Consider the following 14,960-nt stretch of genomic DNA (forward strand, 5'->3'; position numbering starts at 1 on the left):
CGGCGCGTTTGAACCATGCCTCAGGGCTTGTCGGCGAAGGCGCGCAGCAGAGCGTCGCGCAGCGCCGGCCAGTCGCCGGTGGCATGGGTTTCGCCCGGCACGACGCGGAACGAGACCTGAAGCGGCTCCGCCTTCAGCCGGCCCGCCAGATCGCGGGCATTATCGACCATCCGTGCGCGGATGCTGAGATCCGCGATATTCAGCCATGACGGGTCCTGCTCCTTGCCCGGCGGCGCGGATTGCTCATATTCGCCAGCGCTCAGGAACAGCCGCCGTTCGGTCTTGGCCTTGCGTAGCCGATCGGCCAGACCCGGCAGCAGCTTCAACACCTGCTTGTCGCCATACCAGATCGACGGGCTGGACGAGACATAGGTGCGGAACAGATCGGGCCGCCGGAACAGTGCCTGGAGCGTGAACAAGCCGCCCAGGCTGTAGCCCGCGATCGTGCGGCGGTCGGCATCGATCGGCTTTCCTCCCTCGACGCCGGGTATCACCTGGTTCGCGACGAAATCGAGGAACGCTTCGGCGCCCCCCTTTTCGGCCATCGGACGGAGCATCTCCGTACCTTCCGGAACCTTGGGGGTGTAATCGAGCTGGCGTCGCGACTCTCCGGGATAGCCGATGCCGACGACGACGCCCGGCGACATGCCCGAATAGACGCCCAGCCGGTTCTCGAACTCGGCGGCGATCGCGAAGCTCTCCGTACCATCGAGCAGATAAAGGATCGGATAACCGCCGGGGGGCGGGGGATCCTTCGGCCAGGCGATATGAATCAGATACTCGGCGCCTGAAGCCGACCGCATCGTCCGCACTTCGGAGCGTGGCATCACATAGGGTGTGCCCGGTGTTGTGGCGGCGGGTTCTGCGGACGCCGTGTCTGCTGCGCGTGCCGGCAGCGGCGACATGCAGATCGCGATTGCCAGCACCGGCGCGGACATCGCCCGTTTTCGAGCCATCATTCCGCGCAGCATCCCCGTCATCGCAATCCCCTGTTTCCACAATATCCGCATCGGTTGACGGGCGGGCAAGCTCCGTTTTCCGACGATCGTTGCATCCGTTACGTGTTCGACTTGACTGAATACATAGATAATACATATTGTGTGCACAAGCGCGAAACAGCGCTTGGCCATAAAAGGGGGGAAATCGGATGAACGGATTGCGGTTGAGTCTGCTGGCGGGCGCGAGTGCGCTGGCCTGTCTCGCGAGCGGGGCGGCGGCACAGGACGCGGCCACCACCGACAATCAGGTCGAGGATATCGTCGTGACCGCGCAGAAGCGTGAGCAGCGCCTGCAGGATGTGCCGATGGCGGTTTCCGCGCTGTCGGCGAGCGAATTGATCGGCAGGAACCAGACCAAGGTCGAGGATTATTTCCGTTCGATTCCGGGCTTGTCGCTCAGCCCATTGGCTAACGGTCGCTACAATCTGTCGATCCGTGGTGTCACGACCGGCGTTTCGACCAGCCCGACTGTGGGTGTCACCATCGATGACGTTCCCTATGGATCTGTCTCGATCCTGGGCTTCGGGAGTCGTTTCTTCCCCAATCTCGATCCCAGCGACCTGCAGCGCATAGAAGTGCTGCGCGGTCCACAGGGTACGCTTTACGGCGCCAGCAGCTTGGGAGGCTTGCTCAAATATGTGACGCAGGATCCGTCGACGACGCGCGTTTATGGTCGGGTGCAGGCGGATCTGAGCACGATCGAGGATGGCGGCATCGGCGGTGGACTTAGGGGCGCGGTCAACATCCCGCTGGTGGAAGACACGCTCGCGCTTCGCGCCAGTGGTTTCTATCGCCGTGACGGCGGTTATGTCGACGATCCTGCGCAGGGCCGCAAGGATGTCGACCGGGCAGACGTCTATGGCGGACGGCTTTCGCTACTCTGGAACATCGCGCCCGGCGCGACGCTCAAGCTCGCGGCGCTATACCAGAAGATCAGCGGCGACGGTTCGAACCAGATCAATACTGACAGCCAGCTTCGCGAGACGGTGGGCGATCTGGCCCACAAATGGCAGGTCGGCACGGGCTCCTATTCGAATCGCACCCAATTCTACAGCGCCAACCTGAACATCGATCTGGGTGGCGGCGTCGATCTCGGCTCCGTAACCGGTTATTCGATCAACGATTACAAGACGATCGCCGATCCCAGCGCATCCTACGGTCCCTATGCAGCGCTCGTCTATCCCGTCACCGGCGCCGCGATGCCCTATGGCTTCCGTACCAGCAAGATCTCGCAAGAACTGCGTCTGTCTTCGTCCGGTCCGTTGCTCGACTGGCTGGTGGGCGGTTTCTTCACGAAGGAGAAATCGACCGACTATTTCATCGCCTATGGCGCGGACGTGACGACCGGCGCCTATGCCGGCGTGCTGTTCGACGAGGTCGACCAGTTCCATTATCGCGAACTCGCCGCGTTCGGCGATGTCACGGTGCATGTCGCGCCGCGCTTCGATCTCCAACTCGGTGCGCGCTACAGCGGCAACCGCCAGCGCTATCATAGCCTGATCGCGATTCCCGAACCCGTCCAGTTCCTGTTCGGGCCGACCACCGATTTCCGCGAAAGATCGAGCGATAATGCCTTCACCTATGTGATCAGCCCCAGCTTCAAGGTGACGCCGGACATATTGGCCTATGCCCGCGTCTCCAGCGGCTATCGCCCCGGCGGCCCCAATGCCGGCGATTTCGACGCCAGCACGCCGCGCGCCTACAAGGCGGACCGGACGACCAATTACGAAATCGGCATCAAGGGCTCGGCATTCGGGCGGATGCTCACGTTCGATCTCGCCGCATACAAGCTCGACTGGAAGAACATCCAGCTCGCCTTCCACGACCAGAATACCGGCTTCCTGTTCCTGAAGAATGCGAGCGCGGCGGTCAGCAAGGGCGTGGAAGGCTCGTTCGAGCTGCGCCCCTCCCAGGGCTTGTCGATTTCCGGCAATGCCTCGATCAACGACGCGAAACTGACGGCGGACCTGCCGGCGGCGGGATCATATGGAAAAAAGGGCGATGTGCTGCCCAATGTGCCCAAGTTCAGCGCGACATTGTCCGCCGAACAGAGCTTCCCGATCTCTGGCGGTTTGGATGCATTCCTGGGCGGGTCGATCAGCCATGTCAGCAGCCGCCGCGTCGAGTTTCCGAACAGCGCGGCGGAGGTACGCGTCAGGTTGCCCGCTTATACGGTGGGCGATGTGCGGATCGGCGTGCGTGATGACCATAAGTCGCTCACCGCCTTCGTCACCAATATCGGCAATTCGCGCGGTGCGCTGTATTCGGGTTCGCTTGGCAGCCGGGCATTCGTGGCGAGCCCCTTCTATAAACTGGTCGTCCAGCCCCGGACCTTCGGGTTGACCGCAGCTTATGATTTCTGAGTACAAGCCCGTCGCATAGATTCGGCGGGAAGAGGCGCGATGGCGGATCGTGCGATCCGCCATCGCTCGCCCTGCAAGACCAGGCCGTATCCCGGTGACGGTCAGGCCGTACCTGGTTGATGTCGCATGGCTATGGCTGCTCCGACAACAGCTTCGCCAGATCCGCCTTCCAGAATTTCGCCCATGTATGCGTGCCATGGCCCTTCGTGTCGGCACTGGCCGGGATCAGGATGAAACGGGCGCGCGGCATGCGCTTCACCGCTGCCTCGGTGATGCCGTAGCCCGGCGGATTGATGAAATCGTCCGCTGAATTGATCCACAGCACGGGCACCGCGATCTTCTCCAGCCCCGGCGCGGGATTATAGCCGCGAGACGCGTCGAGCTGATAGATCAGGTCGTTCGCGTCGCGACCTGATGCGGTGCGCGTATAGGCGGTTTCCAGATAGGCTTCGGCCGCCGTCCGCGTCGGATATTGCGCCTGCAGCGCTAGCGGGTTGGCGCCGGCGACCAGCAACAGGCTTGCCGCCGTCCGCATGCCCAGCCCGGGCTGGGCGGCATAATTGCCGCCCTTCCACGCCGGATCGGCCTTGATCGCATCGATCGAGAGCTTGCGCCACGCGCGGTTCAGCCCGGCGATCTCGGCCGGCAGGCAGGCGAAGGGAGCCAGCCGCCGCGCGAAGCCCGGATGGGTTTCGCCCCAGACGAATGCATGCATGCATCCCATCGATGTGCCCAGGATCAGTTCCAGCCGCTTCACGCCCAGCCCTTCGGTGAGCATGCGCCGCTGCGCTTCGATCATGTCGGCATAATCATAGCCGGGGAACCCCATGCGCAGTCCGTCGCTGGGTTTCGACGATGCGCCATGGCCGATATTGTCGGGCAGGATCACATACCAACGGCTGATGTCCAGCGGCTGTCCGGGACCATAAAGTTCGTCGGCGAATTGCGGTGCCAGGAACTGCTTGCCCGAACCGCCGGTGCCATGGAGCACCATCACTGCATTTTCGACCTCTCCGTCCTTGCCGCGCCGTGGCGTGCCGAGTGTCGTGTAATGCATCTTCAGCGACTTCATCGTCTCACCCGACGCGAAGCGGAAATCGGTGAGTGTCACGTCACCTTCCTTCACCGGCCAGGATTGGGCCTGGGCGGGCAGCGGGAAGACGACGAGAAAGGCGGAAGCCAGCAGGATCAGGATGCGCATGGCCGCTAGGCTATGCCAGGATGGTCGCAAAGCGAAGGCCCGAGTTTCGGGCTTTTCGATATCCTTCTCCATGTCGCCATGAGCGGGATGATATGGCTTTGGACTGAGGTGATCTTATATTCCCGTCGTGGAATGGGGAGTGGCGTGATGGGCGGCAGAAGCCATTATCAGCTTTTGGAGACCGAGGCCGGAATCGCGGCGATCGGCTGGAATGAAATCCGCATCGTCAGTCTGCGCTTACCCGCCCCGACCGCGCATGAGGTCGATCGCGCCATGATGCGCCGCCTGCCCAGCGCGACGCGCGGCGAGCCGCCAGCCGAGGTGCGCGCGGTCATCGACGCGGTGATCCGTTATTTCGCCGGCGAGCGGGTCGACTTCTCGGCCGTAGCGGTCGATCTCGGTGAGCAGGAACCATTCTTCGCGCGCGTTTACGATCAGGTGCGCAAATTGGGATGGGGAGAGACGACCACCTATGGCGCGATCGCGCATATGCTTGGCGCCGGGCCCGAATATGCACGCGATGTGGGGCAGGCGATGGCGAAGAACCCCGTCCCGTTGATCGTGCCCTGCCATCGTGTCACTGCCGCGGGCGGGAAGATCGGCGGTTTCTCCGCGCCTGGCGGTTCGATGTCGAAGGCGCGGATGCTCGAACTGGAAGGCGTGATGACCGGTGCAGCGCCCCGGCATCAAGCGCAGCAGGGGTTCGACTTTTAGGACGATGGAGGGGGCAAGACATGGATGACAAGCGTCAGGCCGCGTCGGATCTTCTGTATACCCATTGGATGAACGGCACGCGTATCGAAGATCTGCCGCCCGAGCTGCGTCCGGTCGATGAAGCGCAGGGCTATGCGATCCAGACGCTGATCGAGCGCCGCAGCGCGGAACCGCTCTTCGGATGGAAGATCGCGGCCACCAGCGCGGCGGGGCAGGCGCATATCCAGGTGACGAACCCGCTCGCCGGCCGCTTGCTGTCCGAACGCGTGCTCGACGACGGTGGAGCCTGCGCCTTGGGCGCGAACCTGATGCGCGTCGCCGAACTCGAATTCGCATTCCGCATGGGCGACACGCTGGCGCCGCGCGCTGAACCCTATTCACCGCAGGAGGTTCTTGATCGCGTCGCGACGCTGCACCCGGCCATCGAGATACCCGACAGCAGATTCGATCAATTCGAACGCGTGGGCGCAGCGCAGATCGTCGCGGACAATGCCTGCGCCCACTATTTCCTGCTTGGCGCGGCATCGCCTCCCGAATGGCGCGCATTGGACCTGGGGGCGCACGCGGTTCTGGGCATCGTCAACGAAACGGAAGTCCATCAGGGGTTTGGCCGCAACGTGCTGGGCGACCCCAGGATCGCGCTCACCTGGCTCGTCAATCGGCTTTCGGGGCTTGGGATATCGCTGGAAGCGGGGCAAGTCGTGACGACTGGCACCTGCGTCGTGCCGATGGCGATCAAGGCTGGTGATCGGATCCGGGGGGATTTTGGCGAACTGGGGACGGTTTCGCTCTCGATCGTCTGAGCTCTCGTCCGTCGGATCTCACCAGCGATCTGGAAGACGCCGACGCGCCCTCGATGAGCGGAGCTCATCAAGAGCTGGCATCACTGCCCGAAACCTGCCTCGTTCGCGATCCGCGTCGCTTCGCGCGCGGCGGCGAGCAACGCGCCGGCCTTGGCCTCGCATTCGCGCTGTTCATAGGCCGGATCGGAGTCCGCGACGATGCCGGCGCCCGCCTGAACGTGCATCATGCCGTCCTTGACCACGGCGGTGCGCAGCACGATACATGAATCCATCGATCCGTCGGGCGAGAAATAGCCGACGCCACCGGCATAGGCGCCGCGCTGCACATCCTCCAGTTCGGCGATGATCTCGCACGCGCGCACCTTGGGCGCGCCGCTCACTGTGCCCGCAGGGAAGCCTGCGAACAGCGCGTCCAGCGCGTCCTTGTCCGGATCCAGCCGGCCGACCACGTTCGATACGATGTGCATCACATGGCTGTAGAATTCGACGGTGTAGCTGTCGGTCACCGTCACGCTGCCGGCTTCGGCCACGCGGCCGACATCGTTACGACCCAGGTCGAGCAGCATCAGATGTTCGGCGCGTTCCTTGGGATCTGCGAGCAGGCTGGCCCGGTTCTCCGCATCCTCCGCCGCTGTCTTGCCGCGCGGCCGCGTGCCAGCGATCGGCCGGATCGTCACCTCTCCGTCGCGCGCGCGCACTAGGATCTCGGGTGAGGATCCGATCAGGGCGAAGCCGGGCATGTCCAGATAATACAGGAAAGGGGAGGGATTGATGCGCCGGAGCGCGCGATAGAGATCGAAGGGAGATAACGCGAACGGCGCGGTGAAGCGCTGCGCCAGGACCACCTGAAAGATATCGCCCGCCGCGATATACTCCTTGGCGCGCGTCACCATCTCCGCATAGCGGCCCGGCGCCAAGGTGGGGGCAAGGGAGATCTCCTCGGGCGCCACTGGCATGGCGCTCGCGGCGGCGCCACTCTCAATGTGCGGGATCGGTTGCGCGAGCTTCGCGGCGGTCGCGCCGATCCGATCCTCGGCGTCGGTGATCTTGCGGTCGATCGATCCGGGCGCGTCCGGCCAGACCGGCGCGACCAGGAAGAGTTCATCGGTCAGCCGGTCAAACACCAGGATCACCGTCGGGCGGACGAAGATCATGTCGGGCAGGCCCAGTGGATCGGCTTCGGGGCGGGGGAGGCGTTCGACCAGCCCGATCGTCTCATAAGCGAAATAGCCGACCAGACAGGCGAGCGCGCCGGGCAGTTCGGCCGGCATATCCATGCGGCACGCGGTCACCAGTGCGCGCATAGCGTCCAGCGTGCCCGCGCCCGCGGGCTCGAAGGCGTCGCGGTCGGTCTGCCAATGGCGGTTGATCTCGGCACCATCGCCATCGGCCCGAAACACGAGATCGGGCGCCAGCCCGATCAGGCTGTGCCGGCCACGCGTTTCTCCACCCTGCACCGATTCCAGCAGGAAATCGCCACGGCCGGGCTCGAACAGCTTCAGCGCCGCCGAAACGGGCGTGTCGGTGTCCGCGATCTGCCGGCGCCAGACCAGACCGGGCTGACCCGCCTCCAGCGCCGCGCGCGCGTGCGCGGTCACTGTGTGCCGGAGAGTTGACGCTTCAGCTTGGCTTCCGCGTCGGCATGGCGCTTCACGCCCATGTCCGCCTTGATCGCGCCAGTGAACTGCGCGGCATATTCCTCGCCCACCAGCCGGCTGAACTCGGCCTGGAGCTGCGGGATCAGCATCGGCTCGCTCTTCACGTCGCCGGGCGTGATCTTGTCGAGCCAGACGATGTACCAGCCCTGATTGGCCGGCGCTTCGAGCCGCTTCGCCGTCTTCTCCTTCATCGAGAACATCAGCGCCAGCGGCGGCGGCACGCGCTGCCCGCCCTGCGCCAGTTCGCGGCGACGGCCACCGATGGGCTGCGGAGCGGGCAGGGTGACGCCCGATTCCTTCAGCGCCTGAGCCAGCGGCACGCCCTTGCCGATCTTCGCGATCACCGCGTCGGCAATCGTTCGGGCCTGGCGGGCGGCGCGGTCGCGTTCGAAATCGGCGGTCACCTGGGCCTTGATCTGTGCCAGCGGGCGGGCGGCGGCGGGAATGATGCGATCGAGCTTGGCCAGCGCGAATTCGCGGTCGGGCACGATCGTCTCCACGCCCGGATCGTCATCGGTCTGCGCTTCGAACATCGGCTCGATGAAGCGGGCGAAGCGTGGATCGGACTGCACCGTCGGATTGTCGGGATCGGCGCCGGTCGCGGTGATCGCGGGTGTCGTGACGGGATTGAGGCCGTTCGCCTTTACCACTTCGTCGAAGGTCGATCCGGCGTCGACCTGTTCCTGCACCTTGGCGGCCAGGTCGGCGAGCGCGGCGGTCAGCTTCTCGGTCTTCACGGCTTCCAGGATTTCGGCGCGCACACTGTCGAGCGACTTGGCCGGGATCGTGGTGACCGTGTCGACACGCACGATGTGCCAGCCCAGCGGCGATCGCTGCAACGGCGCGGTGCCACCCTGTTGCAGCGCGAAGACGGCGGCGGCGATCGCATCCGAACTCAGCTTGGCATAGGCGGCGCGAGTCTGCGTTTTCAGCGTCACCGGCTCCAGCCCAGCCTGCTTGGCGGCATCGGCGAAGCTGGTACCCGCCTTGACCTTGGCCTCGAATGCCTGCGCGGCCTTCTGGTCCTGCAGGATCACCTGAGTCAGGTCGCGGGTTTCGCTCGCGGCGTAGCGCGCGGCGTTCTTCTTGTAATAATTGGCGATGTCCGCTTCGTTCGCCTCAGCCTTTCCAGCCAGCGTCGAGGCGCCGAAGGGCGCGTAGCGGATCACGCGGCGCTCGGGCACGGTGTAGCGCGCGACATTCTTCGTATAATAGGCGGTCAGTTCCTGTTCAGTTGGCGCCGCGCCCTTGGGCATCGCGCTCGACGGGATCAGCCCGACCATGCCGTTGCGCGCCTCCAGCGACAGTGCGGCATAGGGGCGGGCGACGCCTGCAGGCATCCGCGCCGCACCCGATACGGGCAGCAAAAGCTGGCGGGTGAGCAGGTCGGTCGCGATGTCGCCGCGAAGCTGGGCCTCACTGATCCGGCGCTGGCTAAGAACCTGCTGGAAGGTGGCGGTGTCGAACACCCCGGTGGGACCGAAGAAGCTCGGAATGCTCGCGATCTCGCCGTCCACCAGCCGCTTGCTGATCCGGATGCCCTGATCGTGGCCGAACTTTTGCAGAGCGGCGACGTTGATGATCTGCTCCAGCGTCGCCTCGAAGCCGCCGCCCGCGATGAACGCGGTCTTGTCGAGACCGGGATTCTGCTGGCGTTCGATATCGATGCGGTTGTCGATGCGCTGCTGCACTTCGGGCGAATCGATGGCCTTGCCGCCCACCTCGGCGATCGTCGATCCGCCGCTGAACAGGCTGCTGCCGCCGAAGCTCGACGATCCGGTGATATCACCCGCCGCGAAGGCGATGCCGACCAGCGCGATGAAGATGAAGCTGATCGCCAGCCCGAGCTTCGAATTGAAGATAGAGCGGAGGAAGGTGATCATGCGCTGGGGGCTCTTCGCTTGGATGCGGGAATGTTCGAAGGGCACGCATTAGAGGCAGGCGCTTTCCACGGCAAGGCATCGGCGATATGGCGCCTGCGAACCGACAGCCGTGAAGGAGAATGATGTGGCGTTGCGCAAGCTGGTGGCCGGCAATTGGAAGATGAATGGCGACCGTGCCGCGCTCGGCGAGCTCGACAGCATCGACGCCGCCGCCGAAGCGCATCCAGGCGTGGACGTCGCGATTTGCCCGCCGTTCACGCTGATCGTGCCCGCGATCGAGCGGGCGCCCGGCCTCGCGATCGGCGCGCAGGATTGCCACACTGCGGTATCCGGTGCGCATACCGGCTGCATTTCCGCCGCGATGCTCAAGGACGCCGGTGCGCGTTACGTCATCGTTGGTCATAGCGAGCGCCGGACCGACCAGCACGAGTCCGATGGGGAGGTCCGTGCCAAGGCAGAGGCGGCGATCGCTGCCGGGCTTGTCGCGATTCTGTGCGTGGGCGAGACAGAGGCGGAGCGTGACGCGGGCAGGGCGCTCGACGTCGTGCGCGGCCAGCTTCAGGGATCGGTTCCGCCTGCCGGCACCGGCGAGACGCTCGTCATCGCCTATGAACCCGTCTGGGCGATCGGCACCGGACGCACCCCCTCGGTTGCCGACGTGGCTGAGATGCATGCTGCGATCCGCGCCACGCTGGGCGATCTGCTCGACGATGAGGGGGCGGCGGTGCGCATCCTTTATGGTGGCTCGGTCAAGCCGTCGAACGCGGCAGAGCTGATGGCGGTGGCCGATGTCGATGGCGCGCTGGTCGGCGGCGCCAGCCTGAAGGCCGCCGATTTCGAGCCGATCATCGCCGCGGCTGCTCCGTAATGCGCTATAAGTTGAACTGTGGCCGCGCAGGGGCTACAGGCGCGCTTTCGTTCTTCTGACGGTTCGGCTCACATCCATGTTCACCTTTCTGCTCGTTCTCCACGCAATCATCGCCGCCGCGCTTGTGACGGTGATTCTCATGCAGCGCTCGGAGGGCGGTGGCCTGGGCATGGGCGGCAGCCCGACCGGCCTGATGTCGGCTCGTGGCGCCGCGGATTTCCTGACTCGCGCGACGACGATCCTCGCGGCGCTGTTCGTCGCGATGTGCATCCTGCTCGCCACTCTGGCCTCGATGCGCTCGAACGGCGGCGATATCGATACCTCGCTCGCCCGCCAGCCGGCCGCGCCCGCCAGCCCGACCTTGCCGGTCGACAATGGCGCGATTCCCGCGCCCGCGCCGACGGATCCGCTGGCAGGCGCCTCGGCGACGCCAGCGCCTGCACCGGCCGCCAATACGACGGCACCCGCCGCAGCAACGCCGCGCACCGAGCGGCCCGCGCCGCGCACGACCGATCCGGTTTCGCGCAGCACGCCGGCGCCCGCCGCCGGCAATGCCGCTGCCCCAACGCCGGCGCGGGTCACGCCGCCAGCCGCCGTTCCCGTTGCACCGCCCGCCACCAACGGCGCCGCGCCAAGCAACTGAAATCGTTCGCGTTGAAATCGGCCCGGCGCATTTTTTGCGTCGGGTTCGGATTCGCGTGCTTGCCGTCAACACCTAACCGAGGCTAAGCCTTTTCTCCCATGGCGCGGTTCATTTTCATCACCGGCGGCGTGGTCTCCTCGCTTGGCAAGGGTCTGATGGCGGCAAGTCTTGCCGCCCTCCTCCAGGCGCGTGGCTACAAGGTCCGGATTCGCAAGTTCGATCCCTATCTGAACGTCGATCCGGGCACGATGTCGCCTTACCAACATGGCGAAGTCTATGTGACCGACGACGGTGCGGAGACCGACCTCGATCTTGGCCATTATGAACGCTTCACCGGCGTTTCGGGCCGTCAGTCGGACAATGTCACCTCGGGCCGGATCTATCAGCAGATCATCGCGAAGGAGCGGCGCGGCGACTATCTGGGCGCCACCGTCCAGGTGATTCCGCACGTCACGGACGCGATCAAGGAGTTCGCGCGTAATGAAACCGACGATGTCGATTTCGTGCTGTGCGAGATCGGCGGCACGGTGGGCGACATCGAATCGCTGCCCTTCATGGAAGCGATTCGCCAGCTCCGCGCCGATCTTGGCCGGCTGAACTCGATCTTCGTCCATGTGACGCTGGTGCCGTACATCGCGGCGGCCGGTGAACTGAAGACCAAGCCGACCCAGCACAGCGTGCGCGACCTGACCGCGCTCGGCATCCAGCCAGACGTGCTGGTCTGTCGCTGCGAACGACCGCTGCCCGAGAGCGAGCGCGCCAAGATCGCGCTGTTCTGCAACGTGCCGAAGGAAGCCGTGATTCCGGCGCTCGACGCGAGCAGCATCTATGGTGTGCCGCTGCAATATCATGCCGAAGGGCTGGACGAGGCGGTGCTGTCGGCATTCGCGATCGATCCGGGCGAGACACCCAATCTGGCGCGCTGGGACGACATCATGGATCGTCTCCAGAATCCGGAGGGTGAGGTGACGATCGGCGTGGTCGGCAAATATGTCGGCCTGGCGGACGCGTACAAGTCGCTCAACGAGGCGCTGGTCCATGGCGGCATCGCCAATCGCGTCAAGGTCAACATCAAATGGCTCGACGCCGAGCTGTTCGAACAGAGCGAGGGCGAAGTCGCCGCGATGCTCGAGCCGATGCACGCGATCCTCGTGCCCGGCGGTTTCGGGGAGCGCGGATCGGAAGGCAAGATCGCCAGCGTCCGCTTCGCGCGCGAGCGCCAGGTGCCGTTCTTCGGCATCTGCCTGGGCATGCAGATGGCCTGTATCGAGGGCGCGCGGAACACCGCCGGTATCGCTGCGGCATCGACCACCGAATTTGGCCCGACCGACGAGCCGGTCGTTGGCCTGATCACTGAATGGATGACCGCCGAAGGCTTGCAGAAGCGCGAGGAAGGCGGCGATCTGGGCGGCACGATGCGCCTGGGTGCCTATCCGGCGACTCTGGCCGGCAACAGCCATGTCGCAAGCATCTATGGCACCACCGACATCAGCGAACGCCATCGTCACCGCTACGAGGTGAACGTCCATTATCGTGACCCGCTGGAAAAGGGCGGGCTGGTCTTTTCCGGCATGTCGCCCGACGGCGCGCTGCCGGAGATCGTGGAGCGGCCCGATCATCCCTGGTTCGTCGGCGTGCAGTTCCATCCGGAACTCAAGAGCAAGCCGTTCGCGCCTCACCCCCTGTTCGCGAGCTTCATCGAAGCAGCGCTGAAACAGTCTCGCCTGGTCTGACCGGCCGACCCGGCGGGGCGGCCTCAGTCTTCGCGTTTCGCGCTGTCGAGCAACCGCTCGGCGCGGCGCTTCTCCTGTGCATCGGCCTGTTTTTCCGCCTTAGTCCGCCCGAATTTCGCGCGGTTCGCGGCTGCCTGCGTCGCGGCTGTCGCACGGGCCTTCGCCTTGCGCGCGGATCTCAGGTTGATGACGTCGCCCATGTCCCGCAGTCTATCAGTTCAGGCGCCGGATCCGAATGTTTTTCGTCGCCTGTGACTGTCGTCACACCCTGATCGTTCCGGATGCGTCATCCGGGTGGCGACGGCGAATCGGAAAACATCGACGCCGGAAGGGACCGCACATGAAACCCGAACACCTCGCCGCATTGCTCCCCGAACATTCGATCTTCGCGTCATGCAGCGAGGACGAACTGGCCGCGATCATCCTGCACGGCACACTCCAGAGCCATGCCAAGGGCAAGGAGATCATGCGCCAGGGCGACGAGGGCGATTCGCTGGTCATCCTGCTGACTGGCACCGCGCGTATCGCGATGGTTTCGAGCAATGGGCGTGAGATCATTCTAGATTATGCCGAGCCTGGTTGGGTGATCGGCGAGATCGCTTTGCTCGACGGTGGCGAGCGCACGGCGACCGTGACCGCGCTCGAACCCGTACAGGGCCTTAAGCTCTCGCGATCCTCGTTCGAGACCATCATCGCCCAATATAGCGGCATGGGCCTACGCATCATGCGTGAGCTCGCCCGCCGGTTGCGGCAGGCCAACAGCACGATCGAAAGCGACCGCGCCTTCACGTCCGGCCCCAGGCTGGCGCGCTTCCTGCGCCGGTTGACGCTGGACGGCTCGACCGACGGACGGCTTCGCCTTGATCTCAGCCAGGGTGAACTTGGCATGTTCGCCGGCATGTCGCGTGAACAGATCAACCGCCAGCTCGGCGCATGGTCCGATTCGGGTGTAATCGCGCTCGATGGCGGACGGATCAAGATTCTGGATAGCACCCTGTTGTCGGAGATCGCCGAAACAGCCGATTGACCGGAAACGCGGCCTATTGCGACCCGGGCCGCACCTTTCCGCATCGGTGGCGCTCCACGGTGCTCTTGGGCAGCCGGACGCGTATGCAGTCCGGCTGCTCCTTTATATCTGCGCAAAAAAGCGCCCGGGCCGTTGCCGGGCCGGGCGCTCCGTGCAAGGCGGAAGGGGGCTCAGGCCGCCTTGCGCTTATCCACAATGCTTTCAACCGAACCGCTCTCGAGCGCGGCGCCGCCGCCGATCGCGATCTTCTGCGGCTTCATCGCTTCGGGAATCTCGCGGACGAGATCGATGGTCAGCAGGCCGTCGGCCAGGTTCGCATCCTCGACGCGAACGAAATCGGCGAGTTCGAAGCGGCGCTCGAAGCTGCGATTGGCGATGCCGACATGCAGGAACTGGCTGCGATCCTGATCGCCATTGTCCCGCTTGCCAGCGACGAGCAGGAGATTCTGTTGCGCGGTGATCTCGATCTCTCCGCTCTTGAAGCCGGCGACGGCGAGCGTGATGCGATATCGGTCTTCACCACGGCGCTCGAGGTCGAAGGGCGGATAATTGTCGCCCTGCGCCTGGCGCGCGTTATTCTCCAGCAGGTCGAACAGCCGGTCGAAGCCGACGGTGGAACGGCGATAGGGGGTGAAATCGAAGGTCCTCATATCCAAAAATCTCCAACGAGCATTTTCGAGTGCAACGAGACCCGCGGTCGCGGCGTCCCGGAACATCCGGCCCAGATCGGCACCGGATATGCGTGAGTTAAGATGCGGATTTCGGCTTTCAAGGGGAGGGCTGACGCCGAGGCCATGGCCCTGAAATGACAAGTGCCCGGACCGTTTCCGATCCGGGCACCCGCGTGACGAATGCTCGTCAGCCCCCTTGGATTTGACTTCAGCACGCTGGCGATGCCGGTCCCTTCAACGTCATCGCCGGGCGAAGCCCACTCCCCGAACCACGGCCTTTGCCTGCGTTCAGCCCATTAACGCTACGCAAACGTCATCGCCTTGTCATGGAAGGAATCGATAGGCCTGAACGATTGAGTCGATGCTGTGCCCATTTGGCAACACGGAGCGGGCCGATT

Annotated in this window: 12 protein-coding genes and 1 pseudogene; 7 read left to right on the forward strand and 6 right to left on the reverse strand. The window is 64.6% G+C overall.

What is annotated here, in order from left to right:
• Positions 1 to 20: 20 nt before the first annotated feature.
• On the reverse strand, positions 21 to 956 hold the full coding sequence (locus tag ACODTA_RS11445) for an alpha/beta hydrolase (protein ID WP_489066033.1): 936 nt from the start codon (positions 954 to 956) through the stop codon (positions 21 to 23).
• 191 nt (positions 957 to 1,147) lie between these two features.
• Here ACODTA_RS11445 and ACODTA_RS11450 point away from each other — a divergent pair, with 191 nt between their 5' ends.
• Positions 1,148 to 3,361, forward strand: coding sequence for a TonB-dependent receptor (locus ACODTA_RS11450; RefSeq protein WP_489066034.1), 2,214 nt, complete (start codon positions 1,148 to 1,150; stop codon positions 3,359 to 3,361).
• Between the two features lie 130 nt (positions 3,362 to 3,491).
• Here ACODTA_RS11450 and ACODTA_RS11455 read toward each other — a convergent pair whose 3' ends face one another.
• Positions 3,492 to 4,562, reverse strand: a complete 1,071-nt coding sequence (locus tag ACODTA_RS11455; protein ID WP_489066035.1) for an alpha/beta fold hydrolase — start codon at positions 4,560 to 4,562, stop codon at positions 3,492 to 3,494.
• A gap of 147 nt (positions 4,563 to 4,709) precedes the next feature.
• Between ACODTA_RS11455 and ACODTA_RS11460 the strand changes: the two genes are divergently transcribed.
• Together ACODTA_RS11460 and ACODTA_RS11465 are read left to right on the forward strand one after the other, a co-directional pair.
• A complete protein-coding gene (locus ACODTA_RS11460) occupies positions 4,710 to 5,276 on the forward strand; it encodes a methylated-DNA--[protein]-cysteine S-methyltransferase (protein WP_489066036.1) in 567 nt (188 codons plus the stop codon).
• 20 nt (positions 5,277 to 5,296) lie between these two features.
• A complete protein-coding gene (locus ACODTA_RS11465) occupies positions 5,297 to 6,079 on the forward strand; it encodes a 2-keto-4-pentenoate hydratase (protein ID WP_489066037.1) in 783 nt (260 codons plus the stop codon).
• A gap of 80 nt (positions 6,080 to 6,159) precedes the next feature.
• Here ACODTA_RS11465 and trpE read toward each other — a convergent pair whose 3' ends face one another.
• Both trpE and ACODTA_RS11475 read right to left on the reverse strand, forming a co-directional pair.
• Positions 6,160 to 7,677: an anthranilate synthase component I gene (gene trpE / locus ACODTA_RS11470; RefSeq protein ID WP_489066038.1), complete on the reverse strand. Its 1,518-nt coding sequence runs from the start codon at positions 7,675 to 7,677 to the stop codon at positions 6,160 to 6,162.
• The gene (locus tag ACODTA_RS11475; RefSeq protein ID WP_489066039.1) at positions 7,674 to 9,620 is read right to left on the reverse strand and encodes a peptidylprolyl isomerase; all 1,947 of its coding nucleotides are present in this window, start codon (positions 9,618 to 9,620) and stop codon (positions 7,674 to 7,676) included. The genes trpE and ACODTA_RS11475 overlap by 4 nt, the downstream gene beginning before the upstream one ends.
• Positions 9,621 to 9,744: 124 nt before the next feature.
• Here ACODTA_RS11475 and tpiA point away from each other — a divergent pair, with 124 nt between their 5' ends.
• From tpiA to pyrG, 3 genes and pseudogenes are all read left to right on the forward strand, one after another.
• Positions 9,745 to 10,488 (forward strand): triose-phosphate isomerase, encoded by a 744-nt coding sequence (gene tpiA, locus ACODTA_RS11480; RefSeq protein ID WP_489066040.1) that lies wholly within the window; start codon positions 9,745 to 9,747, stop codon positions 10,486 to 10,488.
• 76 nt (positions 10,489 to 10,564) lie between these two features.
• Positions 10,565 to 10,960: pseudogene (gene secG / locus ACODTA_RS11485) on the forward strand (preprotein translocase subunit SecG); the annotation flags it as partial.
• Between the two features lie 269 nt (positions 10,961 to 11,229).
• Complete coding sequence (gene pyrG / locus ACODTA_RS11490) at positions 11,230 to 12,864, forward strand: CTP synthase (RefSeq protein ID WP_489066041.1); 1,635 nt, start codon at positions 11,230 to 11,232, stop codon at positions 12,862 to 12,864.
• Positions 12,865 to 12,887: 23 nt separating this feature from the next.
• Here pyrG and ACODTA_RS11495 read toward each other — a convergent pair whose 3' ends face one another.
• A complete protein-coding gene (locus tag ACODTA_RS11495) occupies positions 12,888 to 13,064 on the reverse strand; it encodes a DUF4169 family protein (RefSeq protein WP_489066042.1) in 177 nt (58 codons plus the stop codon).
• Between the two features lie 140 nt (positions 13,065 to 13,204).
• On the opposite strand from ACODTA_RS11495, the gene ACODTA_RS11500 reads away from it, so the two are divergent.
• Positions 13,205 to 13,891 carry a Crp/Fnr family transcriptional regulator gene (locus ACODTA_RS11500; RefSeq protein ID WP_489066043.1) on the forward strand — a complete coding sequence of 229 codons (687 nt, stop codon included), beginning with the start codon at positions 13,205 to 13,207 and terminating at the stop codon, positions 13,889 to 13,891.
• 170 nt (positions 13,892 to 14,061) lie between these two features.
• Here ACODTA_RS11500 and ACODTA_RS11505 read toward each other — a convergent pair whose 3' ends face one another.
• The gene (locus tag ACODTA_RS11505) at positions 14,062 to 14,541 is read right to left on the reverse strand and encodes an Hsp20 family protein (RefSeq protein ID WP_489066044.1); all 480 of its coding nucleotides are present in this window, start codon (positions 14,539 to 14,541) and stop codon (positions 14,062 to 14,064) included.
• Positions 14,542 to 14,960 lie beyond the last annotated feature (419 nt).

This window comes from Sphingomonas sp. FG14 (genome assembly GCF_057809675.1).

What these genes read in the sequence shown, in the direction of transcription:
- ACODTA_RS11500 (WP_489066043.1), top strand. Translation starts at nt 13,205, where the DNA reads ATGAAACCCGAACACCTCGCCGCATTGCTCCCCGAACATTCGATCTTC.
- ACODTA_RS11460 (WP_489066036.1), top strand. Translation starts at nt 4,710, where the DNA reads ATGGGCGGCAGAAGCCATTATCAGCTTTTGGAGACCGAGGCCGGAATC.
- ACODTA_RS11445 (WP_489066033.1), bottom strand. Translation starts at nt 956, where the DNA reads ATGGCTCGAAAACGGGCGATGTCCGCGCCGGTGCTGGCAATCGCGATC.
- pyrG (WP_489066041.1), top strand. Translation starts at nt 11,230, where the DNA reads ATGGCGCGGTTCATTTTCATCACCGGCGGCGTGGTCTCCTCGCTTGGC.
- ACODTA_RS11475 (WP_489066039.1), bottom strand. Translation starts at nt 9,620, where the DNA reads ATGATCACCTTCCTCCGCTCTATCTTCAATTCGAAGCTCGGGCTGGCG.
- ACODTA_RS11495 (WP_489066042.1), bottom strand. Translation starts at nt 13,064, where the DNA reads ATGGGCGACGTCATCAACCTGAGATCCGCGCGCAAGGCGAAGGCCCGT.
- ACODTA_RS11505 (WP_489066044.1), bottom strand. Translation starts at nt 14,541, where the DNA reads ATGAGGACCTTCGATTTCACCCCCTATCGCCGTTCCACCGTCGGCTTC.
- ACODTA_RS11450 (WP_489066034.1), top strand. Translation starts at nt 1,148, where the DNA reads ATGAACGGATTGCGGTTGAGTCTGCTGGCGGGCGCGAGTGCGCTGGCC.
- ACODTA_RS11465 (WP_489066037.1), top strand. Translation starts at nt 5,297, where the DNA reads ATGGATGACAAGCGTCAGGCCGCGTCGGATCTTCTGTATACCCATTGG.
- ACODTA_RS11455 (WP_489066035.1), bottom strand. Translation starts at nt 4,562, where the DNA reads ATGCGCATCCTGATCCTGCTGGCTTCCGCCTTTCTCGTCGTCTTCCCG.